Below are 14,572 nucleotides of genomic sequence, written 5' to 3'. Positions count from 1 at the left end.
CGGTTCTAATGCGTTTAGGTTTACCTCGCCATTCAATGAGCTGATCAAGTCCTCTCAGCACACGTTCTGCTGGCAACGAAAAGTCAATCAATATATCCAATGACTCGCGATTATAGTCATCAATCACATTGTGAACTCGATAACTACGTCCATCACTGAGTTGATCATACATAAAGTCCATTGACCATGATTCATTCTTAGCTGTCGGTACTGCAAGGGTTTCAGGCTGTTCTCGTTTAATCCGCTTATTAGGCTTGATTCTTAAATTAAGCTCAAGCTCCTTATAAATGCGATAGACACGTTTGTGGTTCCACTGATAGTTTTTGATATTACGTAGATACAAAAAGCAGAGTTTGAAGCCCCAAGTCTTATGTTCATTGGTCAGTTTAATCAGCCAATCTGCGATTTGAATATTCTCCTGATCCGAACGAGCTTTATAGCGATAACACGTTTGACTGACTTTAAAAATTAAGCAGGCCATGCTGATTGAAATCTTAAATTGCTCAGTAGGTTGCTGAGCAAGTGACTTTAGCCGCTCATCAGCATACATGCGTTTTAAACGGGCATTTTCAGCCTCAAGTTCTTTAAGCCGCGTCATCATTGAAAGATCCATGCCGCCATATTTGGACTTCCACTTGTAGAATGTAGCAGAGCTCATACCATGTTCGCGGCACAAGTTCGGTATGGGTGTTCCTGCTTCAGCTTGCTTCAAGATACTCATGATCAAGCTGTCTGAATACTTAGATGTTTTCATAGAAAATCTCCTTAAATCAAGGTTATTCGATTTTCTACTTTTAAACGCAATTATTTTTAGGGGGGGATTACCTGAGGATGGCTAAAATTGAGAGATGTCCCCAAAAAAAATTTAAGGCATTTAGACATTTGATAAAAGCTTCCCCATACAAATCGTTAATTATTTGGGTGATATTTTATAAATTTTTTCATAGATATACATAAAAGATGATTGAAAAATTAGAATTTTTATTTTTCAATCAAATGCTTATAGAGATATTGATCTATAAGATGTTCATCCATACGTATGTTTAATCCATTTCCAACCCAAACAATCACTTCTTTTTGTTCCGTCACTGCAAGTAAAGAAGTTGCTGGACCTAGACTTCCAACTCTGTAATACATTTTGGGTAAGTGTTGTGATTTTTGATAGGAACGAAAGACAACGCCATTACAAGTTTCAAAGTCATTCAATCGACATTGTTTTGCTGCATATTCAGATATTGAAAAAATATCTAAAACTGAGTTGTTTAACATATTCTTAACCAATATTGCTAAATTTTCCGCACTTCCAGTTAAGCCACCAACTGCAGATAAAGCATAAAAATCCATTTTTTGTATAAATTTTTCATTCAGAAAATAGCTATTTGAGTAATCATAATCCACTTCGTCAGAAAACGATTTTCCATTCGAAAATTTTATTTTGTATTCATTCAAACCATAATGGCGAATTAGAAATTCACGAAATGGGTCACCTGTTACCCGCTCTATTAGTACACCCAGTAAACATGAATTTCTATTATCATAACTATATCTAGCATCAGGATTAAAATCCAATACTATATCTTTTAAATACTCAATATTATAAGGACACCATGATGATTGGTGTAAATCAAAAAAAGGGTCTGGGCTTTTTTTTTGATCAAACCCAGATCGATGTTGCAATAAGTCAATAACTTTAATTTTTTGAATTCGCGGATCTTTAAAATTACTGAGTTCAGGAAAATATTGAATAAAATTTTCTTCCAAGTTAATTTTTTTTTGCTTGACTAAGTCCAAAATTGCATGATGCGTAAGCACTTTAGTGAGACTTGCATATTTAAATCGGGTGTTATGTTGAATCCTTTTTGCTCCAAATGCGGGACTACCACTGATACAATGATACTTATTTCCCTGTTGATCGATATACATAAGCTGATTCGACAAAATATCGTCATCATGGATAATATGTTGCAATAACTGATGCATCCAATCCGGAGCAGAATCGCTACAGTTAATACCTGTTTCTGCAAATTTAGCCATAATAGTTCGCGCAAATGTTCTATCACCTATTTTTGTAATAAAAATGATTAAATACAAAAATACGATTAACAGAACAATGAAAAATAATTGGTTTTTTAGCGAATTTTTAACCATTTTTTTACTTTTGCAAAAAAGCCGTGTTCTTCTACCCATGCATGGTACTGCTGATATTCAGGAAAACATAACAAATGTTTTTCTTCCGTTTTCGCTCTAAAATAGTAAATTAGACTAATAGCTGCCATCGCTAAAAAATTATGAATTAAATCAAAACCCATTACACCAAAAAAAGGTACAGTATATGCCCACCAATAAATATTCTTAAACAGATAAGCAGGATGTCTAAAATATCTATACAAACCGGTATTTACTAAACCACGCCAAGTTAAATTAGAAAATTTAAAACCAAAATGTGCATGCGAAAACCAGTAAAGAAGCCAGGTTGAAATAATTAAAAATAGCCACGGGTAATAGTACCATTGGCCTTTAGCCCAATCCCCCCAAGTATAGTCATCTATTTGTGATAATAACATTTTATATAAATACAAAAAAGGAGGATAGCAAATAATGCAGATCAACCAACCAGATAAACTTTCATCAACACTTTTCACTTCGTTGTTAAACCAATGAGATACAAAAGTATAGCCAAATAGTGCAATAATCACATCTGCTGTTAAACCTATTAAGTAAAAATAGTAATCAAGTTGCTGAATATTAATTTTTTCTATAGTTAAAATTTCTGTTAAGCAAATACAAACAGAACCATAAATAAATGTAAGAAAAAATATTTTAACCATCATTTTTAATAATAATAATTTCTTATTTCCATAATAAATCAAGTCATTCTTTTTCTTATAACCGAATACAACAAGAATCAAATAACTTATAATGATTACAGGTGAGAATAATAAAACATTTGAGAAGTAATAAGAAAATATCGTTTGACCAAAATATTCACTCATTAACATAGCATAAAGCAATGAAATGAGCAGAAAAACTATAAACTCAATAAAGGCAATTTTTATAAAACTATAGTTTAGGTTGATTTTAAATTGATGTTTTTTTACAAAAATTAAAATAACAGTTAAAAATGATAAAATAGGAATTAAAGCCACTATAATTTCTAAGTTAAGAAAGTTATCAAGTTTTTTAAGCAAAAAACAATAAAACAAAAATATAATTATCACTGTCAAACTTTCTTTCATTATAAAATCCTGCATTTATCAATAAAAAAGGTCACTCATAAGAGTAACCTTTTTAATAACTAAAATTTAGTTAATTAACCACCAGCAGCAGCAGCAGCAGCAGCAGCAGCAGGAGCAGCAGTACCTAGTGTGCAAGTACCTGTACCAGCATTACAAGTTGTTGCTCTTAATTCTGAAGCTGCCCCGCGTGCTCTAGGTGTAAATGTTAAACTTGCACCAGAAGCATAGTTTGCTGTTGTTACACTTTGACCTGATTCGCAAGCATTGCCAGATGTGAATGTTGGAGGTGTATCGCCATTTGCGGCTAAGCCAATAGCTGAGCCAACGTAAGCTTTAGCTTCAGCTAAACACGCACTGTTTGCAGAGCGTTGCGTATAGTTTTGATAAGCAGGAAGTGCAATCGCAGCCAAAATACCAATAATAGCGACCACAATCATGAGTTCGATGAGCGTGAAGCCCTTTTGCATTGTATTCATAACATTCTCCACAAATGTTTGTTAATTTATTTATAAGCTTTGCAAGCTAATTTATATTTAGCACTAAACGTGCCAACTTTTATTATAGACAATTTACACAGAAAAACAGCATCTTATACATAAAAAAATTCAGATTATAAATTTTGCTGTATATTTTTGTTAAAAAGTGACAATTATTGTCAGGTTTGATTTTGTACTTTGGACAAATATTGTCATTGTGTGACTTTTATCACACTTTTATGGTGCTAGTTTTTACTTTAACTGTATTAAGGATTCGTACATTGACTTAGCAAAGAAAAGAGCCTGAGCCATACATTGAATTATTATATATAACGCAAGTTTTGCTACTGTTTGACAAGATCTCATTTAATGAGTTTAGGTGGTTCTAATTTTTATAAAATTTAAATTAAATTATTTTAATTTAACTCATTTATAGAATTGGCTAAAATACTTAAAAATGGATATTTTTACTACAAATTGAACCCTTTAGTTTGAGTTTTAAACTTTTAGCAACCATATTGTATATCGTATATGTGAGTGGAAAATAATGAATAAAAATAAAGGCTTTACTCTAATTGAGCTGATGATTGTGGTCGCTATTATGGGTATTCTGGCTGCGATCGCACTGCCTGCTTATCAGCATTATGTGCGTAGTTCTTCTGAAAAATCCTGCTTAATGGAACTAAAAAACTATGCCAATCACACATTTTATGCAATCAACGATTCTGATAATAACACCAGTCCTGTTGTGCCTGTAGCTTCTGCCTGTCAGCAAATAACAGATGCATCTGCATGGACTATAGATACTGCGGATAAAACCTTAATCGGTATTCCTAAATATAGTGGTGCCAAAAACTCACAATGTGATTTAAATAGCGCTCCGAGCTGTGCGCTTGTGCCTTAATTTATCATTCCAATTAAACTTGCCACACAAAGCACTATCATCTTGCCTAAAAAAATATAAGATAGAGCCAGTTTTTTGGTCTATTTTTTCTATGAAATCTGCATTGCTACTTTTAGCTGCCATACTCATCTCCCTTGCATGGTTATTGCCCATTCACTACCGTCCGTGGGTCACCTATACAGGTGAACTTTACGCATTTTTTGCCTTGTTTGCTCTCGCAGCCTGTCTATTCAAAGAAAAATTACAGATACCAAAAATCAGCCTGCCCTTACTAGCACTGTGCAGTGTTCCACTCATTCAGTGGGGCTTTGGCTTAGTCTACTTCTTTGACAAAGCCTTGCTCAGCAGTGTGTATATCTTCAGTTTTTGGTTAGCAATCATTTTTGGCTACAACCTCACGCAAAATAACAGCGAACGTGAACGCATCTTTACAGGTTTTAGTTATGTGTTGCTTGGCGTGGGAAGTATGACCGCATTCATGGCAATTTGCCAGTGGCTGACACTGGATCAATACCTGCCAATGATGGTGGATATAAAAATTGGACAACGCCCATATGCCAATTTCGCCCAACCCAATAACATGGCGACCTTTTTGGTAATGTCACTCATGGCATGCCTCTATTTATACGAAAAACAAAAACTTAAAACCGTGTGGATTGTGGTTGCTGCTGCCATGATTTTGGTCGGTGTGGTATTGAGTCAATCACGGACTTCATGGTTGGCGTCGCTGTGTCTCTTGATCTATTTGGGCTATCAACAATACCGTGGTGTGATGCGGATTAAATGGCGCTATAGCTTACTGTGGTTTGCCGCATTTATCGGGTTAATTTTTATTGCGCCTTCTTTCAGTCAATTACTCGCGCAAAGTGCAGAACTTTCGGTGCAATCTCGTGATGTGGTGCAACGTGCTACAGGCGATATGTCGCGTTTGGCGATTTGGCAGCAAATGCTCGCTGCAATTGAACATCAACCGTGGTGGGGCTATGGTTGGCATCAAACCAGCGTGGCGTATGTTAGTATTAGTGAATTTGTGCAAGGTCCTGTGTGGATTCGCAGCGCACACAATTTCATTTTGGACTTTTTACTTTGGAATGGTGTGTTGCTGGGCGTGCCATTTTTGGCGTATTTGGGCTATTGGGGCTACCAGTTGCATAAATATACCCAGTCGGTTGAATCGGTTGTTGGTATTTTGATGGTTGGTGCATTTAGTGTGCATGCCATGCTGGAATTTCCACAAAACTATGCCTACTTCTTGCTACCTGTAGGTTTTATTATCGGCATGGTTCAGTCACAACGTGTGGTAAAAAGCTTCACTTTATCTGCAATTTATTTACGCACGACTTTTGTGATTGGCGGATTGTTGTTGATGCTGATTTATCGTGATTATGAAGTGATGGTGCCAAAACTGAATCAGTCGGTACGCTATGAACAAACGCCTGAAAAAATTACCCATCAAGACCGTATTTTTGTACTGGAAGAATTTAACCGCCGCATTGAGTGGATTCGTTTAAATCCATATAGCCAACAAACGCCTGAACAATTGCAGGATATTCATGAAATTGTGTTGAATTATCCAACCACCTACGATTTATTGAAATATGCACGAGTATTGGCGTTTAACGGTTATGAAGCAGAAGCCAAAAAGCAATTGTGGTTGTTAAGTACTTTGCGTAAGGTCAATGTGGATTATGCGACTTTATTGGATGAGGCCGCGTCACGCTGATTTAAGTATTCTATTTAAAAAAATATGCTTGTGTGGCTTCCCCCTTTGAAAAAGGTGAGCCATATATGGCGCAAGGAGGGGGATTCAAAAAATATAAGCCAAATATGGTGAAAATCCCTCCTAACCTCCCTTTAAAAAAGGGAGGAACATTCATCATAAAATTTATTTATTGTGCAAACATGCTTTTCAAGCTTCCCCCTTTATCAAAGGGGGATTGAGGGGGATTGAGGGGGATTTGAAAAAGGTGAGCCATGTATGGTGCAAGGAGGCGGATTCAAAAACTCATACCTCAAGAAGAAGTCCTGCTTGTAGATGAGAGTTCAGAGCATAAACTAAATTTCTGAAAAATTCGTGATTTTTACTGTGCCATCGGGAAAGCGTGCAATCACTTCTAATTGACCTCCCATTGCTTCAATATGGCTGCGTAAAGTAGAAACATACATATCGGTACGCTTTTCTAATTTTGCAATTGCAGGTTGTTGAACGTTCAGTAAATCGGCCATGACTTTTTGTGATAGCCCGCGTGCTTGACGTAGTTCTTGCAAAGGCATTTCACTCATTTGCTGTTGAGCAAGTTGGTGTGCTTGTTGTTGGGAGTCGGCAGACATTTTTGCACGTAGAGCAGTAAATTTTTTTGCCATTAGATTAAACCCTCTTTTTTCAATTGATTAAGATGATCATCATATAGATGCTCTGCAATAGGGATATTGATCTCATACCAACGGTCATCGCCAGTTTTATCACCAGCAATCAGTAAAATTGCGGTACGTCTTGGGTCAAAAGCGTACAAGGTACGAAGTGGGCGACCTTGATGTTGCGTTCTTAATTCTCTCAGGTGATCGTACTTTTGCGTACCATGAATTCCACTGCTATGTGGGAATTTTAGATTTGGACCAAAAGTTTCAAGAAGTTCTACTGAAGCAGCAATTGATATTTGCTCTTGCTCTGTCAGAGTTTCCCACCATTGTTCAAACTCATCGGTATATTCGACATCCCACATGATTTATTATACTCTTTATATTCCATTGATGGAATGTTGTTGTGTTAGATAAAAGACAATTTCAACTCAGCCTGATTTTGAATCATCTTGCTGTGGTAAATGGTTGATTTTTTTGTATAAATATTTGTTTTACATTGTTTTTATTTATTTTCTTGAAATATAGATATTACCAAGCTCATGCAGACTTATAAGAAGAACTCAGCCTGACGACTATACAAAAATTATATTAACAAGCGCGTTAAATATCGTCAATTGACTAAGGCATCGCTAAGGTTGAAGATACCAATGTTGAAAATCTCTCCCAAGCTCTCTTTAAAAAAGAGAGGGGTATTCATTATGAAATTGATTTCATGTGTGAAATTGAAGTAGCGTTGAAATTTTGCTCTTGCTCGCAGGTGGAGATAAATCTACACAGCAAAATGATATTCGTACAGCACTGAAACTGGCAAAAGAAATACGAGGTGAAGCATGATTGTTGAGTTAAAAAAATGGGACATACAGGATCATCTTAAAACTGATGAAGATAGACAGGCTTATCTTGAAGCGGCTTTAGAAGAGGCGGGGGATGATCCTGTATATATTGCGCATATTTTGGGTGATATTGCTAAATCGTATGGCATGACTAAACATGCACAAGAAACGGGTTTAAGCCGCGAAGGGCTATATAAGTCTTTTGGAAAACAGGGAAATCCTAGTTTTGTGACGGTGAGTAAAGTGGCAAATGCATTGGGTTTAAAATTGACGTTCCAGCAAATATCATAAGTTCAAAGAATCCCAGCGGATGAATCTTTATCTCTTACTTTAAAAGCATGATTCAATCATGACCTAGATGAACTAAAAACCTCTACCAAACCCTAAAAACAAAAGACTGGAAAAACCAGTCTTTTGGGCGATCTAAACTAGATGAATTTTAGAGTTGGCTTTGAATATAATTTTCAATGCCTACAGTTTCAACCAAATCAAGCTGTGTAGTTGCCCAGTCTAGGTACTCTTCTTCTTTCTCTAAAATTTCCTGAACCAAATCGCGAGTTACATAGTCCAGTTGTTGCTCTGCTAAAACCACCGCTTTTTGAATCGCTTCAATATTTTCTTGGACTTTACGCACATCGCAATTCAGCACTTCAACTGTATGCTGACCGATATATAATTTGCCCAAATGTTGTAAATTTGGCAGACCTTCTAAAAATAAAATACGTTCAATAATTTTGTCAGCATGCTTCATTTGGCGAATCGACTCTTTATATTCAGCCGAGCCGAGTTGTTCAATGCCCCAATCATTAAACATACGTGAATGTAAAAAATATTGGTTAATCGCAGTCAGGTGATGATACAAAACTTGGTTGAGTTGATTAATCACATCACGATTGCCTTTCATTGCAGCACTCCATCAACAATTTCTGCCTTAAACCGCTTAAGGCAATCTATATTTCTATCTTAAACAAGACTGGGCAAAATGGCGAGTGATTTATAGAACGGCAAATGAAAATCGCAATCAAAAACAATTAGCTAGGCGGTGTTAAGAAATGTAAGACAAGAAAAACCCGCTGTAGTCGAAAGCGGGAGAGGAAACACCGAGTAAAAATTATAATACATAAATGCGGGAGAACAATAAAACGTCAGCTTTAGGCAGCAACAGCAAGACGAGACGCAATTTGTGCAATTTCATCGCTAATGATGGCGCGAGTTTCAGGCGCACAGCGACCACAGCAAGTGCCTAAGTCAAACATATCGCGAATTTCACGATAGCTGTCTGCACCATTGGCAACGGCTTCTTTGATGTCTTGATCTGTAATACCACGGCATAAGCAAACGTACATGAATGCAACCACAATAATGAAATAAGATAAGAGTTATTATTGATAATTATTATCGTTTGTCAATAAAAATCATTTGAAAAGTCATTTATTGTAATTGGGTTTTTGAATTAAAAAATGCCACTTAATAGGTGGCATCGTTTATTTGTTTTTAAGTATCTGAATGATAATGACTTATGGGTTGATAATCATCACACCATCCATTTCAACCAAAGCACCTTTAGGCAAGCTAGCCACACCTAAGGCTGCACGCGCAGGGTAAGGTTGTGCAAAATATTCACCCATAATCTGATTGACCAATTGGAAGTGTGATAAATCCGTCAGGAAAATATTGAGCTTGGCAATATCGGCCAAAGAGCCACCCGCCGCTTCGCAAACGGCTTTTAAGTTATCAAATACGCGGCGAATTTGCGCTTCAATGCCTTCTACCAATTCCATGCTGTATGGGTCTAAACCAATTTGACCTGATAAATAAACAGTATTGCCCACTAAAATGGCTTGAGAGTAAGTACCAATTGCTGCAGGTGCATTTTCAGTATGGATGACTTGGCGAGACATTGATTTCTCCTAAAATAATGTACGAACATCATAGACCATCAGACTGCATCACAGTAGTCTTATTGGTAAATAATGCGAAAAGTAGTGTCTGTACTGTGTAGGCGAATTGCCTTGCCAAGCCTTAACAGGCTTTGGCTTCTTCGGCAATGCTGATGGGGCGCGCTAAACGGCTAATCCGTGGGAAACCGTAGTGCATACGCAAATCACGAATAATTTTGGCAATTTGCTTACGGTTATTGACCACAATATTCACATAGGTTTTGCCATCGTGGCTGCGTACCATCTCTACACCCGTTTTGGCCTTACGACATTGATAGATCAAATCGGAAATTTGTTCGTCATTCATATCCATATCAATGCTGAGGTAAGCGGTAAAACTCACGTCATCGACATCTTCTGAAGTCCATTGTAGTGGCATGATGTTTTCAGGATGTTGATGCTGCTCATGCAGTAAGTTGTTGCAGCGCGCACGATGCACAATCAAACCACGACGTGACAAGTTGCCCTGAATCGGGTCGCCTAGCACAGGGTTGCAACAGTGTGCATATTTCACATCAATGCCTTCTGTGCCTTGAATTAGACGGTCAGAATGTTCGTTGCTGTCCTGATCAAGTGCGTAAATGTGGTTCGCCACCAACTGCGGCAATAAATCACCCACTGCAATTTGCTCAAATAAACGGTCTTTGGAGTCGATATGACGCCATTGCAACACATTCAACCAATCTGCTTCGGTCAAGTCTTGAATCGAGTGATTAAACAATTTCAGCGCACGGTTCAGGGCTTGCTGCCCCACCAAACGCTGTTCTTCAATATCCTGATCACGCAGAATGTTTTGTAAGGCACGACGGGCTTTTTGGGTATTAATAAAACTCAGCCAGTCTGGGTTTGGTGTGGCTAAAACATCGGTGATGATTTCGACCACTTGCCCGCTAATCAGTGGCGTCGACAGTGGTTTGCTTTCACCATTAATTTTTGTACCGACTGCGTGGTTACCTAAGAACAAACTGGCTGCATAGGCAAAATCAACAGCGGTGGCACCTTGCGGCAATTCATGTAAATGTCCGTGTGGGGTATAAACATGAATTTTCTCTTGGTGCAGATAATCCAGTAAATCGCTAAATGTAGTTTTGGCACATTCACCATCAATCAACACATTCAAGCTTTTCATAGAGGCTTGAATGGCAGAACGACAAGCTTGTGGTGCGTTTTCACCCAAGACCACACCAAAACGTGCGGCTTTACGCATTAATTCGGTTTGAATGGTGAGTGATAAGGTAGTTTGCTCACCTTTTAGACGCATCATCAGCGATTGGTTGCCACCTGGTAGTGGGCGACGGATATGGTCTTCGTAATGCAAGACCTGAAAGCTGTCACGTAAAATATCGGCCAAACGGTCACAGTCAGCAATACTTTGTAAAATAATTTCGAAGGCGTGGCTGTGGGTCAGTTCTTGTAGATCAATATCGTTTTTAACAAAGTGACGCAGTAATTCAATATTGTTATTTTTCTTTTTAATCCGACCGGTAATTTGATTGTCTTGCAGTAGGTCGGCAAGGTTTTGTTCCCATTTGGACTGGTATTCACAGCGTTTTGGCTTGGTGTGCAAAAGGGCGGCTTGCACATCGTTATACATATCTAAATCAAGGTTTTGATAACACAGATGTTCAAGGTTATCTGCCATTTCATTCATACCCACGATACGTGCCATGGGTACAAATACATCAAAGGTTTCTTGAGCGATGCGTGCGCGTTTATCTGGTCGCAGCGCATCTAATGTGGTCATGTTGTGATAGCGGTCTGCTAGTTTCACAATAATGACACGTGGATCCTGTAAGGTCGCTTGCAGAATTTTACGGAACGATGCGGCTTTGTTGTATTCCTTGTCGCTGGAATGGCTGAGTTTGGTTACACCATCGACCAGCTCGGCAACGGTACGTCCAAATTTCTCTGTGATGTCATCTTTGCTGTAGTCAGTATCTTCAATGACGTCATGCAATAGGGCAGCAATGAGCGTGTCGGCATCCAAACGCATGTGCGCCAAAATACAACTGACCGCAATCGGGTGTAACACATACGGTTCACCACTTTTACGGGTAACGCCATCATGCGCATGCTCGGCATAATCGCAAGCCGTAAGCACCTGTTCGACTTCACTTACGCTAAGGTAAGGTTCGATCATGGCTTGAAGCTGTTGTTTGGCTTGGCTGACCATCGTGCCTGGCATATAACACCCTTTAAAATACAAGTGATAACGAATCTACAGTTAGACCTTATAATGAAAAGCATATTGCATGACTTGTCAATTTTTTTCATGCCAAAATAGTGATAAATTTGGCACTAAATTAGGGTCTGTTGACACTTCGTCTATGTTTGCGACGTGAGAGATATATCTCGCAAGATTTTTTAGCTGATATAAGGCATGAGACAGGAAATTTAGTCATTCTAAATGACTGACTCATAACGCAATAGCAGCAAAAAATATGCTCGTTCCGAAGGACTGTGGCTAAAACTTTCTCAGATTGCGTTATGAAACTTGGCAATAGTCTCGCTATTCCCTTCGTTTCATGCCTGATCTGCTCAGTTTTAGCCTACAGCGCAAACCATTTATGAAATGTCAACAGACCCTGTGGTCTTAATCCTTATGTTATAACGGTTTTTAGCGCAAGATTAAAGTTCAGACAACAAAAAAGCCTAGTAAAAAACTAGGCTTTTTCAGAAAGTCGTTCTTATTGGAAAGAAAAACCATCTAAATTCAAGTTATTTGCTGAAAGTGCGAGGTCAAGACTCGAAGTTTGATAGTCTTGATCACGTTGTTTCAAAATGTCTTTGGAAACGTGACCTTCTGCAATTTCACGTAAAGCAACAACGGTAGGTTTGTCGTTGTCCCACTCAACGGTAGGTTCTATGCCTTGACGTGCCAATTGACGCGCGCGCTTGCTTGCCACTAGTACAAGCTCAAAGCGGTTGTCTACATGGTCTAAACAATCTTCAACGGTAACGCGTGCCATAAGAATTCTCGTTCGAATAATAAATTTAAACAGACTGTGCAGTATAAGGTGCTTTGCCTATAGACTCAAGTTTTAATCACGCGCTTGGCGGGCTAATTAACTTTTGAATCAAGGCTTGATGACGATGCGCCTGCTGTGCCATCACCAAACGATTGGCGGTAATCACAGATTCTAAATCGTGCAGAGCCTTATTAAAGTCATCATTAATAATCACATAGTCAAAATTGACATATTGTTGCATGTCTTCAACTGCGCAGCCTAGACGATGTTCAATTACATCGACTGCATCGGTGCCACGGTTAGACAAACGCTCGCGTAAATCAAACTGACTGGGTGGAAGAATAAAAATTTGCTTCGATTCAGGAAAAAGATTGCGTACTTGCTGAGCGCCTTGCCAGTCAATTTCAAGTAACACATCGTGACCTTTGGCTAACTGCTCTTTAACCGTGGCTTGCGCGGTGCCGTAATAATTGCCAAACACCTCTGCATACTCAATAAAACCGCCTTGTTCTACCAAGTCGATAAAATCTTGTTTTTGCGTGAAGTGATAATGCACACCATCGAGTTCGCCGGGACGTTGACCGCGTGTTGTGTGAGAAACTGAAACGTGTAAATTATTCACACGCTCAAGCAGGGCTTTAACGAGGGATGTTTTGCCTGTTCCTGAAGCGGCAGAAACGACAAACAATAGACCCGACATGATATTTTTCCTGATATGATAAAATATCTTCTCTATTTTAGAGTAGACGCCCCTTAAACAAAATAGCCAAGATGGCTTTTGTTGGCATAAATTTTAAACATCCCACCTATTTAACTTCAACATAGAGGGTTCTATGGAAATTGTATTGGCGAATCCACGTGGTTTTTGTGCAGGTGTAGACCGAGCAATTGCGATTGTAAATCGTGCCCTTGAGTGTTTTAACCCACCTATTTATGTGCGTCACGAAGTGGTACACAATAAATTTGTGGTAGATGACTTGCGTCAGCGCGGTGCGATTTTTGTCGATGAGCTAGATGAAGTGCCCGATGACAATATCGTGATTTTTAGTGCGCATGGCGTATCTAAAGCAGTGCAGCAAGAAGCGGAGCGTCGTGGCTTAAAAGTATTTGATGCGACTTGTCCGTTGGTCACCAAAGTACATATTGAAGTCACCAAATATGCGCGTGAAGGCACAGAGGCGATTTTAATTGGTCACGAAGGACACCCCGAAGTTGAAGGGACGATGGGTCAGTACGATAAGAAAAATGGCGGCGAAATTTATTTGGTAGAAGATGAAGATGATGTGGCTGCACTTGCGGTTCAGTATCCAGATAAAGTGGCTTTTGTGACACAAACCACCTTGTCGATTGATGATACTGCCAAAGTGATTGATGCCTTGCGCCAAAAATATCCAAATATTCAAGGACCGCGTAAAGACGATATTTGTTATGCCACTCAAAACCGTCAGGATGCAGTGCGTGACTTAGCCAATCAATGTGATGTGGTGTTGGTGGTTGGTTCGCCAAACTCATCTAACTCTAACCGTTTACGCGAACTTGCAGAGCGTATGGGGAAACAAGCCTACTTGGTGGATAATGCCGATGAATTAAACCAAGCATGGTTTAAAGCAAATACAAAAATTGGTGTAACTGCGGGCGCATCTGCACCAGAAATTTTAATCAAACAAGTGATTCAGCGTTTGCAAGACTGGGGTGCAACCGCCCCTGAAGAGCTGGCAGGTCGTGAAGAAAACATTACCTTTAGTTTGCCTAAAGAGTTACGTATTCCTGTAACACAGGCTTAAACTGCGAAGCATATAACACTTTAAAAAATTGATGAAAAATAGGTAGATAACCGTTGTATGACGGTTATC

Annotated in this window: 15 protein-coding genes and 1 pseudogene; 4 read left to right on the top strand and 12 right to left on the bottom strand. The window is 38.7% G+C overall.

Translation table 11 applies throughout. The features are described from left to right. The 4 genes from FTT74_RS11795 to FTT74_RS14035 all read right to left on the bottom strand — a co-directional run. Positions 1-754, bottom strand: a 754-nt coding sequence (locus tag FTT74_RS11795; protein ID WP_179989081.1) for a transposase, incomplete at its 3' end; no start/stop codon positions are given. Positions 755-981: 227 nt separating this feature from the next. Beyond that, positions 982-2,187 carry a serine hydrolase gene (locus tag FTT74_RS11790; protein ID WP_179989080.1) on the bottom strand — a complete coding sequence of 402 codons (1,206 nt, stop codon included), beginning with the start codon at positions 2,185-2,187 and terminating at the stop codon, positions 982-984. Next, positions 2,130-3,236: an isoprenylcysteine carboxylmethyltransferase family protein gene (locus tag FTT74_RS11785; protein WP_179989079.1), complete on the bottom strand. Its 1,107-nt coding sequence runs from the start codon at positions 3,234-3,236 to the stop codon at positions 2,130-2,132. The genes FTT74_RS11790 and FTT74_RS11785 overlap by 58 nt, the downstream gene beginning before the upstream one ends. 74 nt (positions 3,237-3,310) lie before the next feature. Continuing rightward, the gene (locus FTT74_RS14035) at positions 3,311-3,703 is read right to left on the bottom strand and encodes a prepilin-type N-terminal cleavage/methylation domain-containing protein (RefSeq protein ID WP_373683484.1); all 393 of its coding nucleotides are present in this window, start codon (positions 3,701-3,703) and stop codon (positions 3,311-3,313) included. A 556-nt stretch (positions 3,704-4,259) separates the two neighbouring features. Here FTT74_RS14035 and FTT74_RS14065 point away from each other — a divergent pair. Further along, positions 4,260-4,359: pseudogene (locus FTT74_RS14065) on the top strand (type IV pilin protein); the annotation flags it as partial. 348 nt (positions 4,360-4,707) lie between these two features. Next, positions 4,708-6,339, top strand: coding sequence for a PglL family O-oligosaccharyltransferase (locus tag FTT74_RS11770; protein WP_179989076.1), 1,632 nt, complete (start codon positions 4,708-4,710; stop codon positions 6,337-6,339). A gap of 332 nt (positions 6,340-6,671) precedes the next feature. Here FTT74_RS11770 and FTT74_RS11765 read toward each other — a convergent pair whose 3' ends face one another. Beyond that, complete coding sequence (locus FTT74_RS11765) at positions 6,672-6,980, bottom strand: XRE family transcriptional regulator (protein WP_179989075.1); 309 nt, start codon at positions 6,978-6,980, stop codon at positions 6,672-6,674. Further along, complete coding sequence (locus FTT74_RS11760) at positions 6,980-7,339, bottom strand: type II toxin-antitoxin system RelE/ParE family toxin (RefSeq protein WP_179989074.1); 360 nt, start codon at positions 7,337-7,339, stop codon at positions 6,980-6,982. Before FTT74_RS11760 ends, FTT74_RS11765 begins: the two co-directional genes overlap by 1 nt. 468 nt (positions 7,340-7,807) lie before the next feature. Between FTT74_RS11760 and FTT74_RS11755 the strand changes: the two genes are divergently transcribed. After that, positions 7,808-8,101 (top strand): addiction module antidote protein, encoded by a 294-nt coding sequence (locus FTT74_RS11755; protein WP_179989073.1) that lies wholly within the window; start codon positions 7,808-7,810, stop codon positions 8,099-8,101. A gap of 148 nt (positions 8,102-8,249) precedes the next feature. Here the strand turns inward: FTT74_RS11755 and bfr are convergent, their stop codons facing one another. The 6 genes from bfr to gmk all read right to left on the bottom strand — a co-directional run bounded on the left by bfr (position 8,250) and on the right by gmk (position 13,419). Continuing rightward, on the bottom strand, positions 8,250-8,714 hold the full coding sequence (bfr, locus tag FTT74_RS11750; protein WP_131260631.1) for a bacterioferritin: 465 nt from the start codon (positions 8,712-8,714) through the stop codon (positions 8,250-8,252). Between the two features lie 247 nt (positions 8,715-8,961). After that, positions 8,962-9,156, bottom strand: coding sequence for a bacterioferritin-associated ferredoxin (locus FTT74_RS11745; protein WP_004974511.1), 195 nt, complete (start codon positions 9,154-9,156; stop codon positions 8,962-8,964). A gap of 171 nt (positions 9,157-9,327) precedes the next feature. Next, positions 9,328-9,711, bottom strand: coding sequence for a RidA family protein (locus tag FTT74_RS11740; RefSeq protein WP_179989072.1), 384 nt, complete (start codon positions 9,709-9,711; stop codon positions 9,328-9,330). 121 nt (positions 9,712-9,832) lie between these two features. After that, a complete protein-coding gene (locus FTT74_RS11735; protein ID WP_179989071.1) occupies positions 9,833-11,935 on the bottom strand; it encodes a bifunctional (p)ppGpp synthetase/guanosine-3',5'-bis(diphosphate) 3'-pyrophosphohydrolase in 2,103 nt (700 codons plus the stop codon). A 502-nt stretch (positions 11,936-12,437) separates the two neighbouring features. Continuing rightward, the gene (gene rpoZ, locus FTT74_RS11730; protein WP_004809957.1) at positions 12,438-12,719 is read right to left on the bottom strand and encodes a DNA-directed RNA polymerase subunit omega; all 282 of its coding nucleotides are present in this window, start codon (positions 12,717-12,719) and stop codon (positions 12,438-12,440) included. A 76-nt stretch (positions 12,720-12,795) separates the two neighbouring features. Beyond that, complete coding sequence (gene gmk, locus FTT74_RS11725; RefSeq protein WP_004974513.1) at positions 12,796-13,419, bottom strand: guanylate kinase; 624 nt, start codon at positions 13,417-13,419, stop codon at positions 12,796-12,798. Positions 13,420-13,552: 133 nt separating this feature from the next. On the opposite strand from gmk, the gene ispH reads away from it, so the two are divergent. Next, positions 13,553-14,503, top strand: a complete 951-nt coding sequence (ispH, locus tag FTT74_RS11720) for a 4-hydroxy-3-methylbut-2-enyl diphosphate reductase (RefSeq protein WP_179989070.1) — start codon at positions 13,553-13,555, stop codon at positions 14,501-14,503. The last annotated feature ends 69 nt before the right edge of the window (positions 14,504-14,572 follow it).

The sequence above is a fragment of the Acinetobacter sp. YH01007 genome (assembly GCF_013420425.1).
GTDB lineage: Bacteria > Pseudomonadota > Gammaproteobacteria > Pseudomonadales > Moraxellaceae > Acinetobacter > Acinetobacter towneri.
Note: the sequence above shows the minus strand (reverse complement) of the source record. Positions and strands in the feature narration are given on the sequence as shown.